The sequence below is a fragment of the Novosphingobium endophyticum genome, from assembly GCF_014640675.1.
GTDB classification, from domain to species: Bacteria; Pseudomonadota; Alphaproteobacteria; order Sphingomonadales; family Sphingomonadaceae; genus Novosphingobium; species Novosphingobium endophyticum.
Map to the genome: position 1 here is coordinate 1 of NZ_BMHK01000021.1, position 22,446 is coordinate 22,446.

The 22,446-nt window shown below is 65.1% G+C and carries 21 protein-coding genes; 5 read left to right on the plus strand and 16 right to left on the minus strand.

Annotated features, from left to right (window positions below):
- Positions 1–10: 10 nt before the first annotated feature.
- Complete coding sequence (locus IEX32_RS21095) at positions 11–346, plus strand: aldehyde dehydrogenase family protein (RefSeq protein ID WP_373285453.1); 336 nt, start codon at positions 11–13, stop codon at positions 344–346.
- Here the strand turns inward: IEX32_RS21095 and IEX32_RS14275 are convergent.
- The 3 genes from IEX32_RS14275 to IEX32_RS14285 form a co-directional block, all read right to left on the minus strand.
- Positions 294–989, minus strand: coding sequence for a PepSY-associated TM helix domain-containing protein (locus IEX32_RS14275; RefSeq protein ID WP_188772221.1), 696 nt, complete (start codon positions 987–989; stop codon positions 294–296). The genes IEX32_RS21095 and IEX32_RS14275 overlap by 53 nt on opposite strands.
- Entirely contained in the window at positions 989–1,672 is a 684-nt protein-coding gene (locus IEX32_RS14280) for a Fe2+-dependent dioxygenase (RefSeq protein WP_188772222.1), read from the minus strand. The genes IEX32_RS14275 and IEX32_RS14280 overlap by 1 nt, the downstream gene beginning before the upstream one ends.
- 72 nt (positions 1,673–1,744) lie before the next feature.
- A complete protein-coding gene (locus IEX32_RS14285; RefSeq protein WP_188772223.1) occupies positions 1,745–4,021 on the minus strand; it encodes a TonB-dependent receptor in 2,277 nt (758 codons plus the stop codon).
- 215 nt (positions 4,022–4,236) lie between these two features.
- Here IEX32_RS14285 and IEX32_RS14290 point away from each other — a divergent pair, with 215 nt between their 5' ends.
- Positions 4,237–5,796: a DUF1570 domain-containing protein gene (locus IEX32_RS14290; RefSeq protein WP_229736385.1), complete on the plus strand. Its 1,560-nt coding sequence runs from the start codon at positions 4,237–4,239 to the stop codon at positions 5,794–5,796.
- An 18-nt stretch (positions 5,797–5,814) separates the two neighbouring features.
- Here IEX32_RS14290 and IEX32_RS14295 read toward each other — a convergent pair whose 3' ends face one another.
- The 5 genes from IEX32_RS14295 to IEX32_RS14315 all read right to left on the minus strand — a co-directional run bounded on the left by IEX32_RS14295 (position 5,815) and on the right by IEX32_RS14315 (position 12,022).
- Positions 5,815–6,735: an SDR family NAD(P)-dependent oxidoreductase gene (locus tag IEX32_RS14295; protein ID WP_188772224.1), complete on the minus strand. Its 921-nt coding sequence runs from the start codon at positions 6,733–6,735 to the stop codon at positions 5,815–5,817.
- Positions 6,736–6,791: 56 nt separating this feature from the next.
- The gene (locus IEX32_RS14300) at positions 6,792–8,006 is read right to left on the minus strand and encodes a CaiB/BaiF CoA transferase family protein (protein ID WP_188772225.1); all 1,215 of its coding nucleotides are present in this window, start codon (positions 8,004–8,006) and stop codon (positions 6,792–6,794) included.
- 4 nt (positions 8,007–8,010) lie between these two features.
- Positions 8,011–9,033: an alpha/beta hydrolase gene (locus tag IEX32_RS14305; protein ID WP_229736386.1), complete on the minus strand. Its 1,023-nt coding sequence runs from the start codon at positions 9,031–9,033 to the stop codon at positions 8,011–8,013.
- Between the two features lie 113 nt (positions 9,034–9,146).
- Positions 9,147–10,271, minus strand: a complete 1,125-nt coding sequence (locus IEX32_RS14310; protein ID WP_188772227.1) for an FAS1-like dehydratase domain-containing protein — start codon at positions 10,269–10,271, stop codon at positions 9,147–9,149.
- A gap of 182 nt (positions 10,272–10,453) precedes the next feature.
- Positions 10,454–12,022 carry an acetate--CoA ligase gene (locus IEX32_RS14315; protein ID WP_188772228.1) on the minus strand — a complete coding sequence of 523 codons (1,569 nt, stop codon included), beginning with the start codon at positions 12,020–12,022 and terminating at the stop codon, positions 10,454–10,456.
- A gap of 119 nt (positions 12,023–12,141) precedes the next feature.
- On the opposite strand from IEX32_RS14315, the gene IEX32_RS14320 reads away from it, so the two are divergent.
- Positions 12,142–12,930, plus strand: coding sequence for an IclR family transcriptional regulator (locus IEX32_RS14320; protein WP_188772229.1), 789 nt, complete (start codon positions 12,142–12,144; stop codon positions 12,928–12,930).
- A 27-nt stretch (positions 12,931–12,957) separates the two neighbouring features.
- Here IEX32_RS14320 and IEX32_RS14325 read toward each other — a convergent pair whose 3' ends face one another.
- Genes IEX32_RS14325 through IEX32_RS14340 form a run of 4 tightly spaced genes read right to left on the minus strand, consistent with a single transcriptional unit; the run spans position 12,958 to position 17,163 of the window.
- Entirely contained in the window at positions 12,958–13,410 is a 453-nt protein-coding gene (locus IEX32_RS14325) for a MaoC family dehydratase (protein WP_188772230.1), read from the minus strand.
- Positions 13,410–15,251 carry an acetyl/propionyl/methylcrotonyl-CoA carboxylase subunit alpha gene (locus IEX32_RS14330; protein ID WP_188772231.1) on the minus strand — a complete coding sequence of 614 codons (1,842 nt, stop codon included), beginning with the start codon at positions 15,249–15,251 and terminating at the stop codon, positions 13,410–13,412. The genes IEX32_RS14325 and IEX32_RS14330 overlap by 1 nt, the downstream gene beginning before the upstream one ends.
- On the minus strand, positions 15,248–15,559 hold the full coding sequence (locus IEX32_RS14335) for a DUF3088 family protein (RefSeq protein ID WP_188772232.1): 312 nt from the start codon (positions 15,557–15,559) through the stop codon (positions 15,248–15,250). The genes IEX32_RS14330 and IEX32_RS14335 overlap by 4 nt, the downstream gene beginning before the upstream one ends.
- Positions 15,560–15,561: 2 nt before the next feature.
- Positions 15,562–17,163 (minus strand): carboxyl transferase domain-containing protein, encoded by a 1,602-nt coding sequence (locus IEX32_RS14340; RefSeq protein ID WP_188772233.1) that lies wholly within the window; start codon positions 17,161–17,163, stop codon positions 15,562–15,564.
- A gap of 131 nt (positions 17,164–17,294) precedes the next feature.
- Between IEX32_RS14340 and IEX32_RS14345 the strand changes: the two genes are divergently transcribed.
- Both IEX32_RS14345 and IEX32_RS14350 read left to right on the plus strand, forming a co-directional pair.
- Positions 17,295–18,167, plus strand: coding sequence for a LysR family transcriptional regulator (locus IEX32_RS14345; protein ID WP_188772234.1), 873 nt, complete (start codon positions 17,295–17,297; stop codon positions 18,165–18,167).
- 26 nt (positions 18,168–18,193) lie between these two features.
- Positions 18,194–18,955, plus strand: a complete 762-nt coding sequence (locus tag IEX32_RS14350; protein ID WP_188772235.1) for an SDR family NAD(P)-dependent oxidoreductase — start codon at positions 18,194–18,196, stop codon at positions 18,953–18,955.
- Between the two features lie 5 nt (positions 18,956–18,960).
- Here the strand turns inward: IEX32_RS14350 and IEX32_RS14355 are convergent, their stop codons facing one another.
- The 4 genes from IEX32_RS14355 to IEX32_RS14370 all read right to left on the minus strand — a co-directional run bounded on the left by IEX32_RS14355 (position 18,961) and on the right by IEX32_RS14370 (position 22,421).
- A complete protein-coding gene (locus tag IEX32_RS14355; protein WP_188772236.1) occupies positions 18,961–19,962 on the minus strand; it encodes an LLM class flavin-dependent oxidoreductase in 1,002 nt (333 codons plus the stop codon).
- On the minus strand, positions 19,959–20,462 hold the full coding sequence (locus tag IEX32_RS14360) for a nuclear transport factor 2 family protein (protein ID WP_188772237.1): 504 nt from the start codon (positions 20,460–20,462) through the stop codon (positions 19,959–19,961). The genes IEX32_RS14355 and IEX32_RS14360 overlap by 4 nt, the downstream gene beginning before the upstream one ends.
- 3 nt (positions 20,463–20,465) lie before the next feature.
- Positions 20,466–21,278, minus strand: a complete 813-nt coding sequence (locus tag IEX32_RS14365; RefSeq protein WP_188772238.1) for an SDR family NAD(P)-dependent oxidoreductase — start codon at positions 21,276–21,278, stop codon at positions 20,466–20,468.
- A 120-nt stretch (positions 21,279–21,398) separates the two neighbouring features.
- Positions 21,399–22,421, minus strand: coding sequence for a DUF2889 domain-containing protein (locus IEX32_RS14370; RefSeq protein WP_229736387.1), 1,023 nt, complete (start codon positions 22,419–22,421; stop codon positions 21,399–21,401).
- Positions 22,422–22,446 lie beyond the last annotated feature (25 nt).

Genomic DNA, 22,446 nt, shown 5'->3' on the forward strand with positions numbered 1-22,446 from the left:
CGCCAGCGGTGTGTGGTCGGAAAGCATCTCGCGCTGCATGCGCATGACGCGCGCGATCCAGAGCGGTGTCGTCTGGGTCAACACCTACCGCGTCGCCGCGCCGCAGGCCCCGTTCGGCGGCATGAAGGATTCAGGCTACGGCCGGGTGCGCGGCGAAGCCGGAATCCTGGAGTTCACCCAGACCAAGACCGTGTTCATCGATTTCTCGGGAGACCGCCGCGANGGCGCCCGGCGCTGCGTGAGGTCCAAATACCCTTCAACAAGCTCAGGATTCAGATTTCAGGCTCGATGCCCTATAGCAAGTGTGGCCATACCGCCGCTACAGCGAGGACCAGGCTTGCGGTGACGATACCCCCGGCGAGCAGGCGGCCGCCATGCAGCCGGGTCCACAGCAGGAAGCCGGTCAGGCTCATCGCCACCAGCGCGCCGGCGATCGTGTCGAGGAACAGCACCCAGAGAACGCCCAGACCGGAGCCCTTGTGGAGGTTCTTGAGAAAGCCGAGCAGCGTGTCGGCCTCCTGCCGAACCGAGACGCTGCGCGAACCGGGCGTGTATTCCACGGTGACCTTGCCGTTGGCCTGCGAGAAAGCGAGTTCCCACTTCTCGGCTTCCTGCCGTTCGCGGCCGAGAAAACTCTTGCGCTCGCCGCCCCTAGCGGCCTCTTCCGCGCCGCCCTTGCGGCGCGGCGGGCGCGGTTCGGCCGTGAGATCGAACTCCTTCGCCGCCCAGCGCCCCAGTGCGTCGCGGTCGAGCAGGCGCGCGGGGTCCACGGCGATTTCCATCGCACTCACTTCCACCGCCTCGCCCGTCTCCAGCTTCATGATCGAACGATGGTTGAGCAGGACGCCGGACAGGCCGAGCACGAAGAACAGGACCGCGCCCCAGAAGCCCGTCCAGGCATGAATGCGCCTGAGCCAGCGGACAAAGGCGACGCGCTGCCACCTGACCGGGACGAACAGCAGGCCCGACTGGTTGAAACGCAGTGCCATTACAGTTCGGCCCATTTCCTCAAGAGGTTGTGATAGGTGGACGTGATACCCAGCACCGCCGGATGGCCGTCGCCCAGTTCCGCGCGGGCGAGCGTGATCGAACGGTCGAAATTGTAGAGCAGCGCGCGCTCGGAATCGTCGCGAACCATCGATTGCGTCCAGAAGAACGCGGCCCAGCGGCTGCCGCGCGTCACCGGCTCGACACGGTGCAGGCTGTCGGCGGGATAGAGCGCCATGTCGCCGGCGGCCAGCTTCACCCGCTGCTCGCCATAGCTGTCCTCGATCACCAGCTCGCCGCCGTCGTAGTCGCCCGGCTCACTAAGGAACAGCGTCGAGGACACGTCGGTGCGCATGCGCTGGCGCGCGCCGGCGATGTAGCGGATGGTATTGTCGACATGGGCGGTGAAGCCCATGCCTTCGTCATAGCGGTTGAACAGCGGGGGAAAGACCCGCAGCGGCAGCGCGGCGGCGTTGAACGTGGGATTCGCGCCGAGTGCCTGGAGGATGATCTGGCCGAGCGCCTGCGCCTGGGGCGCGTCCTCGGGCACCTGCAGGTTGTTCTTGGCGATGGCCGACTGCACTCCGGCCGTCACGCGCCCGTCGACCCACTCGGTGCTGTTCAGCACTTCGCGGCAATGGGCGACCTGTTCGGGCGTGAGCACGCCGGGGACGTGGATCAGCATGGCGTCATCTTTTCCAATCATGAGGAGGCCGGCAGCTCGCGCCGCCGGCCTCGATGCCCTTAGCCGCCTGGGTCAGAAAGCGACACCAATCGTTCCGACGAAAGTCCTACCCGCGGCAGGGACGATACGGCTGGAATTGACCTGGGCGTAATAGAGTTCGTTGCTGAGGTTGTAGCCGTTCAGCGCCACGCGGAACTTGCCGAAGTTGTAGGCCAGAAGCGCGTCGAAGCTGACGTAGGACGGCACGACCTGATTGTTGTCGGGGTTGAGATAGACCTTCGACTGGTAGTTCATGCCGCCGCCGATCTCGAGGCCCTGCAGGACCCCCGTGGTGGGCTTGTAGCTGGCCCACCCCGATACCGCGTGCTCGGGGACGTAGCGGACCTGGTTGCCGGCAACCTCGTCGCCGTCCTCGGTTCCGTCACGACGGTACTTCGCGTTGATGTAGGCGTAGTTGACGTTGAGCAGGAATTCCGGCGTCACCGCTCCGCTCACGCCCAACTCAAAGCCGCGCAGGCGCTGCTTCGGCTCGGACGAGGCGATGAGGTTGTTGGAAACGGGGTCAATCTCGACCGGGCTATGCCGATTGACCTGATAGACGGCGGTCTGGACCAGCATGCGGTTGCCGAACAAACCGAACTTGGCACCCAGATCGAAGGTTTCGGTCGATTCCGGATCGAGATCGGTGCGGCTGATGGTGTCACCGTCGCTCGGCGTCCGCAGCGTGTCGCCATTGGCCACCGAGTTGCCCGGAGGGTTCAGCGCCTTGCTGTAGGTGGCGTAGAACGTCATCGTTTCCGACGGTTCCCAGATCGCCGAGAACTTGGGGCTCCACAGATCATGCGTGGCCTTGCCGTCCACGACGCAGGCCGCGGTGGCACCTACCACGCCATTGCATTCAGCGAGCACGCCGCCGGTGTTGGTGAAGAAGGCCACCTCCTCCTGCGTCACCTTATAGTGCTGGTAGCGGATACCGGCATTGATCGAGAACTGCGGCGTCAGCCACAAGCGATCGTCGACGAAAAAGGCAATGTCGGTCGCGCGCGTATCGCGGTTGAGATAGACGACGCCGGGATATTCCGGCAGTGGCGAACCGACCGGATTCAGCAGATCCTGAAGCTCGGGGCTCGGCCGCGCATCGTCCGAGCGGTCGTTGGTCTGGTAGGACATGTCCCAGCCGATGATGAGGTCGTTCTTCATTCCGCCGAGCGGCTTGGTCAGGTTGACCGTGGTGACGTTCTGGATGCCCTTGGTCGTCTGCTCATAGGCACCGCGCGGGGTCGTGCGGGAAATTGGCACGGTCGTCGGATCGCCGTCGAGCAGGAAGTCCCCGCATTGCTCGTCGTCGCGGCAGCCGGGAACGGTCTGGCGGAAGCGGCGCTTGTACGCGCCCAGCTTGGTGTCGCTGGTCACTGTCAGCCAGTCACCGGCCTGATGCAGGAACTTCGCGGTCAGCGTGTTGACCACGACGTTATCCTGATCGCCCGGAAATCCGTAATAGGTGGAGCGCGGAACGCCGAACTCGGTCACCGGCCGGTGGATGTCGTCGGGATCGACCGTTTCGGCCACGGGCACACCGTAATCGACCTGCCTGTCCTCTTCCTGGTGGAAGTAGATCAGCGTGAAGCTGGTGTCGGTGCCGAGACCGAAGCCGAGCGAGGGCGCGAAGCCCCAGCGGCGCGCCCAGATGTCGTCGCGGTCGACCACGTCGTTGCGGTGCGCCATGAAGTTGAGCCGCAGGCCGATCGTGTCGGTCAGGCCCTTGTTGGCGTCCACCGTGATGCGGCCGTAGTCGGCGCTGCCGATGCCGCCGGTGGCGCTGAAGAAATCCTCGGTGCGCGGCTGCTTCGACGTGGTGTTGATCGCCCCGCCGGTAACGCCGCGGCCCAGCGCGGTGGAGGAAGAGCCCTTGAGCACTTCGACCGATTCGTAGTTGAAGGCATCGCGCGTGAAGACGCCGAAATCGCGCAGGCCGTCGGTGAAGATGTCGTTCTTGGCGGACTGGCCGCGAATGACGAACTGGTCGCCGTTCAGCGCGCCGCCCTCACCAACCTGCGTGGTGACGCCGGCGACGTTGCGCAGAGCCTGCTCGAGCGAAACGACCTGACGGTCACGCAGCGTCTCGGCGGAAATGGTGTTTACCATCTGCGGGACGTCGATGATCGGACCGCGCACCGTCGGCAGATTGACTTCCTCGCGGTGGCCATTGACCAGGATAGGCTCCCTGCCCTGTTCCGCATCACCGGCGTCGTCCGCCTCGGCCGCAAGAGCCGGCCCGGCCATGATCATGGCGGCGGCGAGCGAAACCGTCGCGACCCGGACGGACGAATTGAAGCTGGACCCTGACACGTGTTGTTTCCCCTGTTTGAATGCAGGGGCCCCGCTATTGCGAGTCGATCGCAATGTCAATCGCTAATGACATTGATTCGCATTTACGCTGCACCAAAGGCAATTGCGGCAGGCCTGCAGGCCGCACCATACCCACCTTACATTCTTGTAACTCATTGCGCCGGCAGGACGGCCCTATACAAGAAACGTGAATAACAAGGGGGTATTACAGACAGATGCGATCCTCGATCATTGTCGGCATGCTGGCGCTCCTGCTCTGGCCGGGACTGGCACGGGCCGAGTGGTTGGAAGCGTCGAGCGATCACTTCGTGATTTACGCCGATGACAGCGAGCGGGACGTGCGCCGCTTTTCGGAACAGCTTGAACGCTATCATGCCGGCATGGCGCTGTTGCTGGGAAGCGAAGCTCCCCCGCCGAGCCCGTCGAACCGGGTCACTGTCTATGTCGTCCGCAACGAGAACGCGGTGCGGAAGCTGCACGGGGGCGACAGCAGGTTCGTGGCGGGCTTCTATGTTCCGCGCGCGGGAGGGTCGCTGGCGATCGTGCCCCAGGTCAATTCGGGCACGGGCCGGCCCGAGTTTTCCATGGTCGTGCTGCTGCACGAGTACGCGCACCACTTCCTGATCTCGTCAAACACCATGGAGATGCCGCGCTGGCTTTCGGAGGGTTCCGCCGAGTTCTTCGCATCGACCAGCTTCGAAAGGGACGGCAGCATAATCATGGGCCGGGCCGCCGCGCACCGGGCGGGAGAGCTGTATTATGCGAACGACGTGCGCGTCGCGGATCTTCTCGATCCCACCGAGTACGAAAAGCGCTCCAGGCGCAGCCAGGACGCATTCTACGGCAAGAGCTGGCTTCTGTGTCACTATCTTACTTTCGAAGAGACGCGCAAAGGCCAGCTCACCCGCTACCTCGCTCTCCTGAGGCGGGGAGAAAGCCAGCGCGATGCCGCGCTCGAAGCCTTCGGCGATCCCGACAAGCTGGAAAAGGAACTCGATCGCTATCTGGCGAAACCGCGAATCATGGCGCTCAACCTGAAGCCCTCGATGCTCTCGATCGGTTCGGTGAGGATACGCAGGCTGAGCGAAGGCGAGGCGGCCATGATGCCGGTTCGCATCCGTTCCAAGCGCGGCGTCAACGAAGAGGAAGCGGGCGAACTCGTCGTCCAAGCGCGAGAGATCGCGGCCCGGTTCCCGGGGGATGCCGCTGTCCTTTCGTCCTTGGCGGAAGCGGAATACGACGCGGGCGACGACAAGGAGGCGATCGCGGCGGCGGATGCGGCGTTAGCCCTCGACCCCGACAAGGTGAACGCCTACGTGCAGAAAGGCTACGCCCTCTTCCGCCTCGCGGCCGAAGCGGATGACCCGGCGACCGCCTACAAACGCGCCCGCGCGCCGTTCGTGGCGCTCAATCACCGGGAGAACGATCACCCGCTGCCGCTGATCTACTACTACCGGAGCTTCGTCGAGCAGGGTAAATCCCCCCCGCCCCTCGCGGTCTCGGGCCTTATCCGGGCCGTCGAGCTTGCACCTTTCGATCTCGGGCTGAGGATGAACCTGGCAACCGCGCTGATCAGGCTGGGGCGCAGCGACGAGGCGCGCATCGCCCTGCGACCCGTCGCATTCAACCCCCATGGCGGCGCTCTTGCCAAGAGCGCGCGGACCATGCTGACCCGGCTTGACAACGAACCGGCGTGGAAAGGCGAAAACCTCGAGACGATCCTGGCGAGCGCCGGTGGCGATGAGGAACAGGAAAGCGGCGCTCCGCCGCGATAGCCACGTTCCTCTTGCGGGTCAGCCTTCAGCCGCCTTGCGGATCATGCCGAATCCGTAGAGCAGGTGTTCGAGCTGGCCGTCGGGCACCGGCGGGAAGGCGAGTTGCTCACCGCCGGACCGGATTGCCTCGATCCGCTCCGCCACGTCCTCCAGCGACCATTCGGGGAGGTAGACACCCCCATTTTCCGCGATCCAGGCCCGCGCCAGGCGGCCGCCCATGGCCACGTACATCTCACCGCTTGCCGTGCAGTCCTCGTGGCATAGCCAGCCGACCATCGGCGCGATCTGCTCGGGCGTCATCGGCGGAAACTGGCTGGTGTCTATCCCTTCGGACATGCGGGTGACCGCCGCCGGCACGATCAGGTTGGACTTCACGTTGTGCTTCTGCCCCTCGATCGCCGCAGTGTTGGACAGGCCCATGAACCCCGCCTTGCACATCGAATAGGTGACATTGTCGGACTTGCCATAAAGCCCGTTGATCGAGCTGGTCAGCACGATCCGGCCATATTCCTGCGCCATCATGTGCGGAAAAGCCTCGCGCACGACATGGTAGGCGCCTTTCAGGTGGACATCGAGAACGGCGGTGAAATCCTCGTAGGCCAGCTCGGTCAGCTTGCCGCGCCGCACGTTGCCGGCCGAGTGAATCAGGATGTCGATGCGGCCAAAGGCGTCCATCGCGCTATCGATGATCGCCTTGCCGCCCTCCGGCGTGGCAACGCTGTCGGTATTGGCGACGGCCTCGCCGCCCATCGCGCGAATCTCGGCGGCGAGCGCCTCGGCGGGACCTTCCTCGGTGGCATCGCCCGCCATCGAGACGCCCGGATCGTTGACCACGATCCTGCACCCCCGGCTGGCCAGCAGCAGCGCGTGGGCACGGCCCAGCCCGCGCCCGCCGCCGGTGATTACCGCGACGCGGTTGTCAAAGCGCAGTTCGGTCATGGCAGGTCCTCTCATACGTCCGCAGAATATGCGCGGACCTTAGCGAAACCGGCCGGTCAGGCAACGACCCCCGCGGCGCGCAGCGCGGCGATCCGCTCAGGCGATAGTTCGAGCAGTTCGCCAAGAATGGAATCGGTATGCTGGCCGAGCACCGGAGGCGCGGCCGGAGCCGGCTGCTCGGCATCGGTGAAGCGGATCGAGCGGTTGACGATGGGGATCGCGCCCAGCGCCGCGTGCTCGGCCTCCACCACCATCTGCCGTTCGACGGCCTGCGGCTGCGAGAGCGCCTCAAGCACGCCCAGGATCGGGGCATGCGGCACTTCGTGCGCGGTGAAGATCTCCACCAGTTCGTCGACCGTGTGCCGCTCGGTGAAGGCCGAGACGATCGCGTTCACCTCATCGCGGGCATCGCGGCGCTTCTCGAGCGTGTCGTAGCGCGTATCCTCGATCAGCTCCGGCCGTTCGATGGAGCGGCAGATGCGGCTCCAGAAACCCGGCGTAAGGCAGGCGACGACGATCGAGCCGTCGCTCGCCGGAAATATGCCGTAGGGCACGAGGTTGGGATGCTGCGAGCCGACGCGCTGCGGGTCGGTGCCGGTGAAGAAGGCCAGCTGCGCGATGTAGCCCAGCATGCCCATCAGTCCGTCCATCAGGCTGACGTCGATGTGCCGCCCCACGCCGGTGCGCTCGCGCTCGTAGAGCGCCGAGAGAATGCCGATCGGCCCATTGATGCCGCCCACCAGGTCGCCAAGCGGTATGCCCAGCTTGGTGGGTAGGCCGTCAGACTCGCCGTTCATCGAAAGCGCGCCGGACATGGCCTGAAGGACAATGTCGAAACTCGGGCGATCCTTCAGGGGGCCGGTCTGGCCATAGCCGGAGATCGAACAGTAGATCAGGCGCGGATTGATCGCCTTCATCGTCTCGTAACCGAGGCCGAGACGGTCCATCACGCCGGGCCGGTAGTTCTCGACCAGCACATCGCATTTCGCGGCCAGATCCTTGACCAGCGCGACGCCCTCTTCCGTCTTGAGATCGACGACGATCGACTTCTTGCCGCGATTGACCGCGAGGTAATAGTGGCTCTCGCCATCGCGCATCGGCGGAAAGGTGCGGGTTTCGTCCCCCGTGCCGGGCGGTTCGATCTTGAACACTTCGGCGCCGAGATCGGCAAGCGCAAGGCTGGCCGCCGGCCCCGCCAGAACGCGCGTGAAATCCAGCACGCGAACGCCTGCCAGCGGGCCTTTCCAGACAGTCTCATCGGTCACAGGCATAAGCTCAATTCAGGTTCTCTCGGAAGAAGGCGACGATCTGGTCCACGGCGTCCCGCCCTTCGGGTATCGCGACCTGATAGTGATAGCAGTGCCCCATGCTCTCGCCGACGATCAACGTGGAGCGCACGCCGGCCTTGAGCAACTGCGAATTGGTGTAGATCGCGGAGCTGAGGTCGAGCGCCCGCGTGCCGGTGATGATCAGCGTGGGCGGAAACGTGGCGAGCGTGTCGAGATGATAGCCCGGCCAGGCGCTTGGATCGTTCCGCTCGTCGATGCCGTCGAAATGGCCGCAGGTGATGTCTTCCGGTTCGCTGCCATCGGCCGGCGGAGGCGGGAACGAACCGTCGATGTAACCTGCCGTATATGCCGATTCTCCGGCATAAAAAGGCACGCCGCCCGCGCCGAAGATGCCCACGGCGCCCGCCTGTGGGAGGCCGTGGGCGGGAAGCCAGGCCGCAGCCTGCGCCGTCAGCGCGCCGCCCGCCGATCCGCCGTAGATGCCGATCCGACCGGGCGCGTAGTCCTTGAGCAGTTCGGCATAGACCTTTGCAGTATCCTCGACGCCCGCGGGGTGGCGATGCTCGGGCGCCATGCGGTAATTGACGCTGACGATGCGGTAGCCGGCCAGCACCGCCAGCGGAATGGATTCAAGTTGTGCGATGCCGTCCCAGCCGAGGATAAACGCGCCGCCGTGGAGATTGATCAGCACGCGATCGGGATCGTGGCTTCTGTCGGCCGGGGTCACGTCGAGCGCTTCGACGCCGCCGATCGTGGTGCGGTCTATGTTGACCGCGAACATCGCGCGCAAGCGTTCGATCTGCGGCGCCATGAAGGTATTGATCTGCTCGCGGCGCTCGGCCACGTCGGACGCCTGCCCCGCAGCGTCGAAGGCCGGCATGGTCGCGCGCATCCGCTGGAACGCAGCCGCCTCATCGCTCACGAGCCCTGAAACCGGCAGGACGAACGCCGGCACCTTCACATCTCCATTCGGATCGAATTGCGGCTTTGCGGTGTTCTGCTGTTCCACGGCCCTCTCCTCTCGCGCTGTCTTCCCGGTCATTTACGACACGGCCCGGACCTTTCGTAAAGGACCGGGCCGAAATCGTATTGCCGGTGCTGGCGATTATCGCCAGCGCGCGATCAGCCCTTGCTCGGCAGTTCCGCGACGGCGGTGCCGAAGGCAGAGGTTTCGCCGCGATGGGTCGTCGCCTTCTGCGCCACTTCGACGTACTTCTTGCCGTTCTCTTCGAACTTGCGGGTCACCTCACCGGTGATGATGATGGCGTCGCCGTCCGGGTTGTGGCGGCGGATCTGGCAGTTCGACTTGTGCAGGAAGCCGTCGTCGCCGATCCAGTTGGTCATGTGGTGCGTCAGCCACGAGCAACGCTCCGGACCGTAGTCGTAAGCGCCCGGCGCGCCGACTTCGAGAGCGAAGGCTTCGTCCCAGTGCACGCGCTCGGGGCAATCCGGCACGTTGAAGCGGTTGCGGATGCCCAGGCCCGGGTGGGCCTTCTGCATCTTGTAGGCCAGCTTGTTGGCGCGGATGTAGAGGCCGCCCCAGCCCTGCGCGTAGCAGATGAAGCCGGTGACGGTCATCGGGCCCTTCATCATCGGCGGCAGCTTGTCGCCGACGTTCACGTCCTCGAAGTAGCGCGGGGTATTGCCGCGAATTTCTTCCTGGTCGTAGATGTCGTAGAATTCGTCGAGCTGTTCCTGGGTGAAGGGCTCAACGCGGCCACGCGCTTCGGTGTACTTGGTGCCGCGCTCGCGGGCCTCGTCACGGTCGGTGCGGAACACCCACGAATCGGCTCCGGCAACATGGTCGCCATGCTGGTTGTAGAAATCGACGTGGTAGATCTGCTGGAACGATCGGCCGGCGAACTTGGTCTGGTGCTCGACGAGATCCTTCAGGTAAGCCTCGGTGCGGATGGTGTCGTTGCGCAGGACCGGCTTGTGCCAGGTCCAGTCGGCGCCAGCCCACATCGCGTGGACGCCCGACAGGCCGCCGCAGTAGCCCGAGACGATGCGGCTGGTGGTGAACAGGAACGAAGGCAGCGCCACGATCGAGCCGTACTTGGTGCCCTCGGCATATTCAGGCTCACACCACAGCGGATTGTCGTCGCCGATGCCGTGGGCATAGTGGCGGATGGCGTCGCGGGTGGCTTCGTAGTTCCACGGCTCGACGGTGTTCTCGATCTTCACGCCGATGCGGCTGCGCAGGTCGGCAAGGCCTTCCTCGGTTATCTTCGGAAATTTGGCTGACATTTTGCTTGGCTCCTCAAAAACTTTGGTCACTAAGCCCCTCCTCTTCAGGGGAGGGGTTGGGGTGGGGGCTCTCCGTTGCACACCACGCTGCGCGCAAAGGACAGGCCCCACCCCGCTGCGACTAGGCCCGGCTTCACCGGACCAAGTCTCGCTGCCCCTCCCCTGAAGGAGAGGGGGAATACTTATCCGGCCGCCGTGGCCGCCGCGCGCTCGGCTTCAAGATCCCGCAGCTTCTTGCGGTGGACCTTTCCGGCCGGGTTCTTGGGCAGTTCCGCCACGTATTCGACGATGCGCGGGAATTCATGCTGGGCGAGCCGCTCGCGGGTGAAGTCCTGCAGTTCCTTGGTCAGCGCGTCGCTGCCTTCGCAATTGGCGACGACGAAGGCCTTTACGACCTGCCCACGCTTTTCGTCAGGCACGCCGATCACGCCGCATTCGAGCACGTTGTCATGCCGCAGCATGGTATTCTCGATCTCGACCGCCGACATCGTCCAGCCCGCCGAGATGATGACGTCGTCGGCGCGGCCGCAATGGTAGAAATAGCCGTCCTCATCCGTCTTCGCGCGGTCCTTGGTGGTCATCCAGCCACCACCGCGCCAGAGCATCAGTTCGCCGATTTCGCCGGGGTCGGACACGGTGCCGTCCGGCCGGTGGACTTCCAGTTTCTGGCCGGGGACCGCCTTGCCCAGCGAGCCCGGCTTCACCACGAAGTCCTTGGCGCCCGGATAGTTCACCAGCACCACGCCGATCTCCGTGGTGCCGTACATCGAGCAGGCCGGAACCTTGAAATATTCGTCGATCCACTCGAGCGTACCCGGATCGATCGGCTCGCCCGTGTAGGACAGCTTCTTGAAGTGGAAGGTGAAATCGCCGCCCTTCCCGCTGTTCTTCATCATGCGGTAGTGCGTGGCGGCGGCCGACATATTGGTGATGGTGAAATCGTCCAGCGCCTTCATCAGGCGAACCGGATCGAAGCGGCCGGCAAAGGTTCCGGTGGTCACGCCCATCGCCAGCGGCGCCAGCGTGCCGTGCCACAGCCCGTGACCCCAGGCGGGGCTGGACGGGCAGAAGAACTCGTCGCCCGGACGAATGCCGGTGCCATAGAGCGCGGCGAACATCAGCGTCACCAGCGTGCGGTGCGAATGCTTGACCGCCTCGGGCAGCTCGCGCGTGGTGCCCGAGGTGTACTGGAAGACGGCCATGTCATTGGCCTTCGTCTTCGGAGCGTAAGTGTCAGGAAACTTCCCGATTTCCTCAAGCAGCCCCTCGTCGGCCACGATCACGCGCGGTCCATTCATGCTGCGGGCCAGCTCCGCCTTCTCGGCGTTTGTAATCAGTATGCTGGGTTTGCAGTCATCGACCCGAAGACGCAACGCATCGGGGCCGAAGAGGGTAAAGAGGGGAACCGAGATCGCGCCGGTCTGCATCGCGCCGAAGAGGCAGACGTAGAAGGGTAGCGAAGGTTCGAGCATGAAGGCGATGCGTTCGCCCGGCTTGACGCCTTCGGCATCGAGCCAGTGCGCAAACCGGGCGGCGCCGGTCGAGATCGTGTCGAAGCTCAGAATTTCATCGTCGCCATCCGCATGGGCAATGCGCACGGCCGGACGGCCGGACCCGTCCGCGTGGCGCGTGATGCATTCGTGCGCGATGTTGAGGTGCTCGCGGTCGCCGTCGAACAGCTCCCACAGCGCGGCCGACGAGGCGTGGGCCTGCGCGTCCGCGTAGCTCGTGAAATCAGTCAGCTTCACCAATGGCTCTCCCGTACGGAGCGCATCGCCGCGTGCGAATCGCGCCCTTTCCGTGTGTCTCGCGATGCAAATGACATATTTGGCTTGCTATTGCAAATATTGAACGTTATTCAATATATTGAATGATGGACACCCCCTCACCGAACGCTGCCATCAAAGGCAGCAAGGCGCCCGCCATCTCGCGCGCAGCTGCGGTTCTCCGGCTTCTGGGCAAGCGCGGCACCCCCATGGGCGTGCAGGCGATTGCCCGCGAACTGGGCCTCGTGCCGAGCACCTGCCTTTACGTGCTGCGCGCGCTCGTGACCGAAGAAATGGTATCCTTCGATCCCGACACCAAGCGCTATGCGCTCGATGCCGGTGTGCTGACGCTGGCACGCCAATGGCTGCGGCGCGACGGGTTCAGCGATCTTGCGCAACCGGCGCTCGACCGGATCGCGCGCGATTTCGGCCTGACGATGCTGGGCGTGCAGATCTTCGGCATCGACCACATCATCGTCACGGCCATGTCGCAATCGGGCGAGGCCTTTCAGCTCTCGACCCAGGTCGGCAGCCGCTTTCCGGCGCTGGTATCGGCCACGGGCCGCTGCATCGCGGCCTTCGGGAACCACCGGATAGAGGAACTGCGCCCCCGCTTCGAGAAGCTGCGCTGGGACGAGGCTCCGGGCTGGGAGGAATGGACGCAGCAGGTCGCCGACGCGCGCGAGACCGGCGTCGCCGTCGACGCGGGTCATTATATCTCCGGCGTTACCGTGATTGCTGCCCCCGTCTGGAAGGGCGGGCGAGAAGGCCGGCCGAGCCACGCGCTCGTCGCCATCGGTATCGGCGGCGCCATGCGCGGCGAAGCCATGCCGCGCCTCAAGGATGCGCTGCAGAACGCGGCGCGGATGCTCAGCGATCAGATGTCGGGATAAGTCATCCCCAAGGCGCGGAGAGCCGCCTCAAGCGTCCTTCTTCTTCAGCAATACCGTGCGCAGCATCGATAGCGCGATCTCACCGCGCTGGTTGGTCAGCTCGTGCTTGAACACGACGATGCCCTGCGTCGGGCGGGACTTGCTTTCGCGCATCTCGACCACTTCGCTCGAACAGGTGAGCGTATCGCCGATGAAAGTCGGCTTGGGCGTCACCACCTTGTCGAAGCCGAGGTTGGCGACGAGCGTGCCTACGGTCGTGTCGGCTATCGAGAGGCCGACCGCGAGGCTGAAGGTGAAAGTCGAATTGACGAGGATCTGGCCGAACTCGCTCGCCTTGGCAGCCTCGGCATCGAGGTGCAGCGGCTGCATATTGTGCGTCATGGCCGAGAACATCAGGTTATCGGTCTCGGTAACCGTGCGGCTCGGCTGGTGGACGATCCTGTCGCCCACGTTCCATTCGTCGAAAAACCGGCCCGGCATTATTCGCTCTCCTCGATCTTCACCAGCAGCGCCTCGACCTGCACTTGCGCGCCCGCCTCGACGGTGAGTTCCGCGACAACGCCGTCGAACGGCGCGGTCAGCGAATGTTCCATCTTCATCGCTTCCAGCGTGAGAAGCTTCTGGCCCTTGGTCACGGCATCACCGTGCGCGACTTCCACGGCGATCACCTTGCCCGGCATCGGGGCGAGGATCGCGCCCGAACCGTCGGCGGCGCCATGCGCGGCATCGTGGCGCCATGGCGAGAGCAGCCAGGCCTGACCCTGATCGGTGACCAGCACGCCGGGAGCCGGTACCTCGCTGCCATCGCCGGTGAGTTCGATCTCGACCTTCTCCCCGTCGAGCAGGAACCATGCTGAACGCGCCGGTGCGGCATTGAGGCGAAACCCGGCCATGTCGGTGACAGGCACAAGCGCGTCGGCAGCGGCCTGAAGCACGTCATCGGACGGCACCGGCGGCTCCGCCATCTCCTCGCCGTCGCGCCCGATCAGGCCGGTATCGACCCTGCCCGAGACGAAGTCCGGATGCTGCAGCGCTTTCACCAGGAACGAGGCATTGGTCCTGACCGGCCAGACCGCGCTGTCGGCGAGCATTTCACCCAGGCGTTCACGCGCTTCCTCGCGGTCCTCGCCCCAGGCGATGACCTTGGCGATCATCGGATCGTAGTGCGGAGAGACTTCGGCGCCTTCGTAGACGCCGGTATCGATGCGCCCGCCTTCCGCCTCGCCAAACTGCAGCAATTCCAGCTTGCCAATGCTCGGCAGGAAGCCCTTGGCCGGGTCTTCCGCATAGAGCCGCGCTTCCATCGCCCAGCCGTTTATGGCGAGGTCCTCTTGCCGCGCGCGGATCGGCTCGCCGGAGGCCACGCGAAGCTGCCATTCGACCAGATCGACGCCTGTGATCTCTTCGGTCACCGGGTGTTCGACCTGCAGGCGGGTGTTCATTTCCATGAACCAGATCTTGTCCGCCGAGAGCTTGCCCGATCCGTCGGCGATAAACTCGATCGTGCCCGCACCGACGTAGTCGACGGCCTTTGCAGCACGCACGGCCGCGGCGCACAAAGCCTCGCGCGTTGCCGCATCCATGCCCGGAGCAGGCGCTTCCTCGATCACTTTCTGGTGGCGGCGCTGCAACGAGCAGTCACGCTCGAACAAGTGGACGACATTGCCGTGCTTGTCGCCAAACACCTGCACTTCGATGTGGCGGGGCGAAGCGATGTACTTCTCGATCAGCACGTGATCGTTGCCGAAGGAGGATGCCGCCTCGCGCTTGCACGATTGCAGCGCATCGGCGAAATCCTCTTCGCTCTCAACCAACCGCATGCCCTTGCCGCCGCCGCCGGCGACGGCCTTGATCAGCACCGGATAGCCGACCTTGCCCGCTTCATCCGCCAGCACACCGGGAGACTGGTCCTCCCCCATGTACCCCGGCGTCACCGGCACCCCGGCGTCGGCCATGAGCTTCTTGGCCGCGTCCTTGAGGCCCATCGCGGTGATCGAGGACGGGTTAGGCCCGACCCAGACGATCCCGGCATCCATGACCGCCTGCGCGAACGCCGCGTTCTCGGACAGGAATCCGTAGCCCGGGTGGATCGCCTCGGCGCCGGTCTGCCTGGCAGCGGCGATGATCTTCTCGCCGACAAGGTAGGATTCGCGCGTGGGTGCCGGGCCGATGTGCACGGCCTCGTCGGCTTCCCGGACGTGGAGAGCGTGTGCATCGGCATCGGAATAGACCGCGATCGTGCGGATGCCGAGACTGCGCGCGGTGCGGATGACCCTGCAGGCGATTTCGCCACGGTTGGCAATGAGGAGGGATTTGATCATGGGTGCCGTTTCGGAAAGCCGTGTCGGGAATGGAGGGCGGAAAGCAGCGCTTCGATCTCGTTGACGACGCCGCCTTCGGCGAAAGCGAGCGCGGGCAGATTCTGGTTTTCCTCACCCAGCGCGTCGACAACCGCCTGGCGCGGACGCGGCCACGGCACGCGAACCACTTCCAGATCGGCGGCGCGTTCCGGGAACAGCGCCAACAGCCCTTCCACGGTCACGCAATCCTTGCAGTAATAGACGCCGTCGAGCGCGGGGTCGGAAAACTCGTGTTCGAGAACGAAAAGGCGGTCGCGAATGGTGGTCATCATCACATCCTGAAAACGCCGAACTGCGGACGATCGGGTATCGGCGCCTCAAGGCTTGCCGCCAGCGCCAGACCCAGCACGTCGCGGGTCTGCGCGGGGTCAATCACGCCGTCATCCCACAGGCGCGCGGTGGCATAGTATGGGTTGCCTTCATCCTCGTACTTCTGGCGGATCGGCGCCTTGAAGGCTTCCGCTTCGCGCTCATCCCACTTGGCAGCGTCGCGGTGGACGGTGGCAAGCACGCTGGCGGCCTGTTCGCCGCCCATCACCGAGATGCGCGCGTTGGGCCAGGTGAACAGGAAACGCGGGTCATAGGCGCGGCCGCACATGCCATAGTTGCCTGCGCCGAAGCTGCCGCCGATCAGCACGGTGATCCTGGGTACGCTCGCGGTGGCCACCGCCGTCACCAGCTTGGCGCCGTGCTTGGCGATGCCTTCGGCCTCGTACTTGCCGCCGACCATGAAGCCGGAGATGTTCTGGAGGAACAGCAGCGGAATCTTGCGCTGGCAGGCGAGTTCGATGAAGTGCGCGCCCTTCTGCGCGCTTTCCGAGAACAGCACGCCGTTGTTGGCGAGGATCGCCACCGGCATCCCGTGAACATGCGCGAAGCCGCAGACCAGCGTGGAACCATAGAGCGCCTTGAACTCATGGAACTCGCTGCCATCGACCACGCGGGCGATGACCTCGCGCACGTCATAGGGCGCACGTACGTCTTCGGGGATGATCGAGTAAAGCTCTTCCGGGTCGTACTTCGGCGCGCGCGGTTCAAACAGTTCCAGGCCGTTGTCGAAGCGCGGGCCGAGGTGGCTGGCGATGTCGCGCACGATGGACAGCGCGTGTTCGTCATTGTCGGCAAGGTGATCGGTGACGCCCGACTTGCGCGAGTGCAGGTCCCCGCCGCCCAGATCCTCCGCGGAGATGACTTCGCCGGTCGCGGCCTGTACCAGCGGCGGGCCGGCGAGAAAGATCGTGCCCTGTTCCTTCACGATCACCGTTTCGTCCGACATCGCGGGGACATAAGCGCCGCCTGCGGTGCATGAACCCATGACGCAGGCGATCTGCGGAATGCCCCGCGCGCTCAGGTTAGCCTGATTGTAGAAAATGCGGCCGAAATGATCGCGATCGGGGAAGACTTCCGCCTGATGCGGCAGGTTCGCGCCGCCGCTGTCGACAAGGTAGATGCACGGCAGGTTGTTCTCCAGCGCGATCTCCTGCGCGCGGACGTGCTTCTTCACGGTCATCGGATAATAGGTGCCGCCCTTCACCGTGGCATCGTTGCACACGATCATGCACTGGCGGCCCGAGACGCGCCCGATGGCGGTGATGAGGCCGGCGCCGGGAATATCCTCGCCATAAAGGCCGTTCGCGGCGAGCTGGCCCAGCTCGAGCAGCGGCGAGCCGGGATCGAGCAGGCGCTCGACACGCTCGCGGGGAAGCAGCTTGCCCCGGCTGACGTGGCGCTGGCGCGATTTCTCGTTGCCGCCGAGCGCGGCCAGGGCGACCTTTTCGCGCAATTCTTCGACCAGCGCGCGGTTATGTTTCGCCCGGGTCTGCGCCTCGGGACTGTCGAGATTGACGTTGGTCTGGAGGACAGGCGCGCTCATGCCCGGATCATCCTTGTTGCTGCGAGGGGCATCCATTCTTCCCGAGATCGACTGATTTGCGGTGTCTATCTAACGCGCTGCAAACCGGCTTGGAAATTGAAAATTTCACTGTCTCGTTATAGACAGCATCTATGATAGATCAGTACCTCCTGCGCTATTTCCTGGCAGTGGCGGAAAACGGCAACTTCAGCCGGGCAGCCAAGGCCGTCAGCGTCACCCAGCCGACGCTTTCGGCGGGAATCGCCAAGCTGGAGCGCGAGCTGGGCGCGCGCCTGTTCGACAGGGATCGCCAGGGCGTGGCGCTGACACCGGCCGGGAGCCGTTTCCTCGTGCGGGCGCGCCGCATCGCCGCCGAATACGAGCATGCGCTGGTGGAGCTATCCGAAGTCCAGGACCCGACGCTGCTGCGCATCGGGATCCTTGGCACCATCCCCACCCGGACCGTCGAAGGCCTGCTGGAAGCGCATCGCGCGCTCGGTTCGAGCGAGGCGCTGGAGATCCTCGACGGCGGCGAGCGCGACCTGGCCGAACGGCTCGAGCGCGGGCGCATCGACGTGGCGCTTACCGTCGTGCGGGCGCACCATACGCGCTTTCATCCTGATGTACTGGCACGCGAGCGCTACATGATGGTCCTGCCGAAGGATCATCCGCTGGCCGGCGAAAGCGAAGTCATGGCCGAACAGCTCGCGCGGGACCGCATGGCGCTGCGCCGCCATTGCGAGGCGCTGCCGGAGATCAACCGCTTCTTCATCGCGCGCGGCGTGCGCCCGCGCTTCGTGCTCAAGACAACCAGCGACGAACGCGTGCTGGCCATCGCTCGTGCTGGCGCGGGCGTCGGCATGATGCCCGAATGCTTCGCCGAACCGTCGGTCCGCTTCGTACCGGTCAAGGATTTCGAGCTCACCCGCGAAATCGGTCTGCTCCATGCCAGCGACGCCCATATCGCCCAGGCGCATTCGAGTCCCTTCATCGCGCTTGTCCGGCGCCATTATGGCAAGGAATGATCCGGTACGAAGCGTGAGAGGGAACGATGCTGCAACCTGCGGACATGAATGGAAAGGTCGCACTAGTCACCGGCGCGGCCGCGGGGTTGGGCCGGGCAACGGCGCAGCGGCTGGCCGGGCTGGGCGCGAAAGTGGCGCTGGTCGATGTGGCGGCGGAGGGCCTTGAAGAAGCTGCCACATCCATCCGCGAGGCGGGCGGCGAGGCCCTGGTGCTGGCGCTCGACCTGTCGCAGCGCGCGAATTGCGCGAAAGCGGTCGAGGCAACCGTCGCGGATGCCGGCCGGCTGGATGCACTGTGCAACGTCGCCGGGGTCATGAAACCCGGGCCGACCGAAACCTTCCCCGACGAGGCCTGGGACCTGACGATGAAGGTCAACCTCGAAGCACCGTTCTTCCTGATCCGGGCCGGCATCCCGCACCTCATCGAGAGCCAGGGCGCGATCGTCAACGTCACGTCCTGCGCCGCGTTCCAGGGACAGGCCTATTTCGCCGCCTACTGCGCGACCAAGGCAGGCCTCACGCACATGACCAAGGCTCTGGCCATGGAATATATGAAGACGCCGGTGCGCATCAACGCGGTGGCGCCGGGCGGGATGATGACGGGGCTCGTCGGCGGCATGGCGGCACTGGCCGAATGTGACCGTGAGCTTACCAGCCGCATGGGCAGCCTGCGCGGGCTCTGCGAGGTGGACGATGTCGCCGACTGCGTCGCCTTCCTCGCCACACCCGCCGCGCGCTCCTACCACGGCGCCTGCATCAACATCGACGCCGGCGTCACGGCGGACTGACGGCCCTATCGGCCGATGATCTCGTTCAGCTCGGGCATGGCCTGCTCCAGCAGCTTCAAGCTCTTCCGGCCCTCCTCGGGCGAGAGGCCGCCGAGCAGGGGCTGAAAGCCGATGTTGCCGCCCTCCATCGTCCGCGCCTTCTCGAGCAGCATTTCCGGCGTCCATGCGACAAACATGCCGGCGTGGCGCAGCGCCGCAGGATCGGTCAGGCCCTTGAATGGCGAGCTGGAAGCATTGCCCTCCTGCTCGGCCCATTTGGCATATTCGGTGATGACGTGGACAGCGTGCGGCGCGATCGCTTCCCACCCGGCGTCGGGGTCTTCGCAAAGATGGATGGCGTTCGGCATGCCCGGAGCGGGCCGAAAACAGGTGCGCGGCCTGTTGCCCAGCCGCTCGCATTCGGAAAGATAGAGATCGACGAGGTCCGGCTTCATCGGCCCGAAGCCGACTCCGAACTTCGCAGCGCGCTTGGCCGAGGCGGGAACGCCGCCTCCGACCATGACGATGTCCTCCGGTTCCTGCACCGGCAGCGGACGGGTGAAGATCGGGCGGCCCTCATATTCGAAACGCTCGCCCCTGAGCGCGCGCAGGATGATCTCCAGCCCGGAATCCATCAGCTTCGCCCGGTCCTTGAGCGACTTGCCGAACATGGCGAACTCGCTCGGAACGTAGCCCGCGCCGAAGATCACGTTGAGCCGGCCCTTCGACATGAGATCGACGATCGCGATCTGCTCGGCGAGCTCGACCGGGTCGTGCAGCGGGAGAATTACCGCGCCGAGCAGGAAGCGGATGCGCTCGGTCACCGCCGCCATGCCGCCCGCGAGCACGAACGGCTGGGGCAGATAGCCGTCTTCCGATCCGTGGTGCTGCATCAGCCCGATCCGGTCGGCCTCGATCCTGTCGGCAAAGGCCGCCATCTCGATCGCGGCACGGTAAAGCTCGTCGGTCGGCGTCGCCCATTCGGGCGAGCGCATGTCGAACGAGACGGTGATCCTGATGTCTTTCACGCATGAACTCCAAAAGCGGGATAGGATGGGTCGGTCTCGTCTCGCCGGCCCCGTTCGTGGGCATGCATCGGCGCGACTTCGCGGATGGAATCGTAATCGATCACGGTATCGCGGTGGTCGATCCGCCAGAATCCGTCGCGACGTGACCAGCGGTCGCAGTAGCGCGCCCAGTTCTCGATGAGCATCATCTTGCCCCCGCGCTCCATGCGCAGGGTCGCGGTAACGTATGCCTCGCTGCCGGCACGGTCGCCGTCGAGTTCGATGAGGATGTTGCTGACCTGGTGCGAGTGGCACAGGAGCTGGCTGTGCGCCTGGCAGATCCACTCGATCGCGCCATGCCCGGTCCCCTGGTAACCGGTCGGTCCGTAATCGGCGGTGGCATCCGCGTGGAACACCGACTGGCCCAGCGGAACGTCCAGTCTGTCGACGGATCGGCAATAGCGATAGAGCTGCTCGGTGATCGCCTGCTTGTCGGCAAGCTGGGCAAGTGCGTCGGTCATGGCTCAATCCTTTCCGGCATAGGCGGCTGACGCCTTGGCAATCGCCCGGATGCGTTCGCGGCGCTGGGCGGCGGAAGTCGCCGACATTACCGCCTCGTCGTCCGCCTCGCCCCAGTTGCACACCGGACCGTAGGCGAGCCGTTCGAGGCCGAGGCGAGCGACGTCGTCGGGATCGGCAAGACCGGTTGGAACGGGCATGCCGCGCGCTTCCATCAGTTCGCGGTGCGCGGGCGTGTCGGTGCGGCCGATGACGTAGCTCAGCACATCGACGCCATGCGGCTCCAACTCGGCCCAGAGCGCCTCGCACAGGACAAGATCGAAAGCCTTGGTCGCGGCATAGACACCGATTCCCGGCAAGCCGCCATAACAGGCGCCCGAACCCACGACCATCAGGCCGCCGCGTCCGCGCTCGCGCATCGGCGTTCCAAACGCATGAAGCGCGCGCATCGCCGTCATGACGTTGCGCATAGCAAGCATGTCCCAGTTCGCGATCGGGTTGTCGAGGAACATCGCACCATTGGGATCGGCGCCGGCATTGAGGATCAGCAGGCCGACTTCGCGCGGGCCGGCCGCGGCAAGAAGCCGCGCGGCCGCATCCTCACCGGCGAGGTCGATCGAGGCAGTGACACATTCGATGCCATGGGCCGCGCGCAGTTCTTCCGCGAGCCGAGCCAGCGGCCCGTCCCTGCGGGCGACGAGAATGAGATTGAGCCCGCTTTGCGCAAGGCGACGCGCGAAGGACGCGCCGGTTCCTTCCGATGCCCCGGCGATCAGCGCCCATGGCCCATAGCGCCTGGCAAACTCCGCGTTGTCCATTTGATCTCTCCCGGACCTGTCGGGATTCGAGAGCTGTCCCGTTGCCTGAGAGGTGCGTCAAAACCCCCGGCGGAGCAAACCGGCTTGGGCACATACCGCCCCAGCGGAGCGAGTTGGCTGTCAGGCCGGTTCGCGCAGGCAGCTCACCAGCTTCGGCACGTCGGCCAGCGCGCGCAGGGCATCGTTGAGATGCGTGCAGCCCTCGGACCCGCGCAGCAATGAAAGCACTTCGTCCCGAATGTCGGGCAGCCTCTTGCCCAGGAGGCGGGCCGTATTGCCGATTGCCCCCGGGCATTCGGAAAAGGGCAGGATGCGCGCTTCCGGTTCGAGCGTCAGGATCTCCAGCGTCCTGATATCCGCCGTGGCCCGGAGCCGGTATTCGTGGATCGCCACGCGCCCGCGCTCGCGCCGCTTCGCGCTGTCCTGGAACGCGGAATCGATGCGGATCACGCCTGCGGCATCGTCGTGCGTCACGTCGATGCGGCGCGCCCGCCGGAAGCCAGGACCATCCGCATCGGCGAGTTGGTGCCAGCCTTCGGGATCGGCCGGGTTTCGCAGGTCGCCGGCATCGGCGTCGGCCACATTCTTCAGCGTCCCGGTCACGCCGCTATTGCCTTCGCGCAGTCCCCAGCAAACGTTGACGCGCTGCGCCAGGAGCCGGTCATGCTCTTCCGCACCCATGCGCTCACGAAACTTGGCCGCCCAATCGGGATACCACTGGCTCCAGGCAAAGGCGGAGACTAGCGCCGAACCTGAAATATCGTCGAGCACGAGGTAGAGCGGATCGCAATCCGCCACGAGCCGCGGCATCGTTTCGCGCAGCACCATCCGCAGATGCCCGCCACCGCGCTCGCCTACGAGGTGCGAGAGATCGGGCGCGGGCGCATCCGCGCGGATCGCGGTGATCGTCTTGTCCTCGGCCAGCAGAGCCTCGAAGCGGCCTTCGGCCAGCACACGCGGGGGCAGACCGCTCGCGGGCGTCAGCAGATCGCGCGCGCGGCCGATGAGAAGACGGTCCTTCTCTATGCCCTCGGGCCAAGAGACATCGATGCTCGATGTTCGCCGCACCGAATCGCGCAGACGCACGGGCGCGGGATTGGCGGTGCTGCGAGGTGGGGGCGGGCGCGTTTCAGTGGTCATCATGATCCACCGTGTCCCTCTTCATGCG

Bases quoted from the DNA above. Each gene is read 5' to 3' on its own strand.
- IEX32_RS14280 (WP_188772222.1), bottom strand. From the start codon at position 1,672: ATGCTGATCCACGTCCCCGGCGTGCTCACGCCCGAACAGGTCGCCCAT.
- IEX32_RS14370 (WP_229736387.1), bottom strand. From the start codon at position 22,421: ATGATGACCACTGAAACGCGCCCGCCCCCACCTCGCAGCACCGCCAAT.
- IEX32_RS14360 (WP_188772237.1), bottom strand. From the start codon at position 20,462: ATGACCGACGCACTTGCCCAGCTTGCCGACAAGCAGGCGATCACCGAG.
- IEX32_RS14365 (WP_188772238.1), bottom strand. From the start codon at position 21,278: ATGGACAACGCGGAGTTTGCCAGGCGCTATGGGCCATGGGCGCTGATC.
- IEX32_RS14295 (WP_188772224.1), bottom strand. From the start codon at position 6,735: ATGACCGAACTGCGCTTTGACAACCGCGTCGCGGTAATCACCGGCGGC.
- IEX32_RS14290 (WP_229736385.1), top strand. From the start codon at position 4,237: ATGCGATCCTCGATCATTGTCGGCATGCTGGCGCTCCTGCTCTGGCCG.
- IEX32_RS14325 (WP_188772230.1), bottom strand. From the start codon at position 13,410: ATGCCGGGCCGGTTTTTCGACGAATGGAACGTGGGCGACAGGATCGTC.
- IEX32_RS14320 (WP_188772229.1), top strand. From the start codon at position 12,142: ATGATGGACACCCCCTCACCGAACGCTGCCATCAAAGGCAGCAAGGCG.
- IEX32_RS14300 (WP_188772225.1), bottom strand. From the start codon at position 8,006: ATGCCTGTGACCGATGAGACTGTCTGGAAAGGCCCGCTGGCAGGCGTT.
- IEX32_RS14340 (WP_188772233.1), bottom strand. From the start codon at position 17,163: ATGAGCGCGCCTGTCCTCCAGACCAACGTCAATCTCGACAGTCCCGAG.
- IEX32_RS14345 (WP_188772234.1), top strand. From the start codon at position 17,295: ATGATAGATCAGTACCTCCTGCGCTATTTCCTGGCAGTGGCGGAAAAC.
- IEX32_RS14275 (WP_188772221.1), bottom strand. From the start codon at position 989: ATGGCACTGCGTTTCAACCAGTCGGGCCTGCTGTTCGTCCCGGTCAGG.
- IEX32_RS14330 (WP_188772231.1), bottom strand. From the start codon at position 15,251: ATGATCAAATCCCTCCTCATTGCCAACCGTGGCGAAATCGCCTGCAGG.
- IEX32_RS14335 (WP_188772232.1), bottom strand. From the start codon at position 15,559: ATGACCACCATTCGCGACCGCCTTTTCGTTCTCGAACACGAGTTTTCC.
- IEX32_RS14310 (WP_188772227.1), bottom strand. From the start codon at position 10,271: ATGTCAGCCAAATTTCCGAAGATAACCGAGGAAGGCCTTGCCGACCTG.
- IEX32_RS14350 (WP_188772235.1), top strand. From the start codon at position 18,194: ATGCTGCAACCTGCGGACATGAATGGAAAGGTCGCACTAGTCACCGGC.